At 44.2% G+C, this 1,430-nt stretch carries 1 protein-coding gene; it reads left to right on the top strand.

Annotated elements, in window-relative coordinates; translation table 11 throughout:
- The first annotated feature begins 395 nt into the window (after window positions 1-395).
- Window positions 396-1,415 (top strand): hypothetical protein, encoded by a 1,020-nt coding sequence (locus tag ACXX82_RS00085; RefSeq protein ID WP_458562030.1) that lies wholly within the window; start codon window positions 396-398, stop codon window positions 1,413-1,415.
- Window positions 1,416-1,430: the final 15 nt, after the last annotated feature.

Here is a 1,430-nt window from a genome sequence, read left to right as displayed (position 1 = left end):
AGGGCGACCGGATTACATAAGACGGGACAAGCTGTGATAGCCCTGATGTTTACAGCTTTCTCGCCGTGACGATGTATCCGAGATTTTCACCCATCCATTCGAACAGTAGAGCCAGTCGGGAAAATCATAAGGTGTTGCAATCTGCCCTTGTTGCCGCGCGATAACTGGCATTTAAACACCTTAATTTTTGTTTTTTATTAACTGATGTATATTACAGGTATTTATTGCATACCAACAATCGCCGCATAAAAATATCCAAAAAAATACCGGTCGTTGCGGATTTTTCCCTGAACCGCGCCTTCACAGGCAGTAGGCCATAGTGTCGATAGACGCCATAGAAATCGAGAATCGTTAATAACGATCAGTTAAATAAAATCATCCAAAGGGACCTTGACATGCTAGGAATTTTTAAAGAAGACTATTTCAAAGAACATTATGCCAACGGATTCGTCGAAACCAATATATCGCTGAGCGATGAACTGGTTGACGAAATCCGACAGCATTACCTTGCCAGGGAAATCGGTCACAATGACTTCCCGAAATTTTTTGTCAACAACGAGCACCTGGCCTATATGGAAGGCAAAATCCTCGGCCTGCTGTTGAATACCTTCCCTAAATTCGCCAAAAATATGGTCAGGAAATTTTATGACCGCGCATACAGCAAGGCGGTCTACTGCGAACAGGTTTTTATCGAGAAAGTCCTGAAGCAATTGCTGGAAAATGACTTCCAACGGTTTTTCGATACCCGCTATATGCTGGTTTCCTATGACATGTACTTACATAGCAATCACTTGTGCCCGGCGGCAGGTATTCACACCGACTTCCCCAATTTTCATCACTTCTATGAAACCGAGAACGATCTCAGTCTTTACATTCCGCTAATAGACCTGGACGAAGCCAACGGCGGCAGACTCAGGGTGCTACCGGAAAGCAAGCTAAAAGTGCCGGGCAATATTTTGCTAAAGATGATGTATCAGCATTTTTCGGCCGATCCGGCTTGTCTCGATGAAAACGGCTATGTCGATCCAAATCTGATCGGCGAGAAAGCAATCGACGTCTTTATCAAAAGTAAGTCGCACCAGGCGTTAATGAGTGTGTACAAAAATATCGTTTCGATGGCAAAAAATCAGTATGCAGATGCATTTTCCACGCCGGTTGAAACCAAAGGCAAGGTGATGATGTTCAATAACAAGAATTTTCATGCAGCCGAAGCGTGGAAGAACGAACAGCAGGCCCGCGAAATTTATGTCATCCGGATGTTTCCAATCTATGACATCAAGATAAAACTCAAAGATAAGCTTCATGGCGAGCTGTTCAACAATTTCCTGCTGGATTTCAAAAAAGGCGTGGTACACCGCTTTGAAGATGGCGTTGACCTGAGTCGAATCCTGGTCGCGGATAAGCTTGCGATATGAGAGGCTATCAGGGTA

This window comes from Glaciimonas sp. GNP009 (assembly GCF_054343755.1).
Note: the sequence above shows the minus strand (reverse complement) of the source record. Positions and strands in the feature narration are given on the sequence as shown.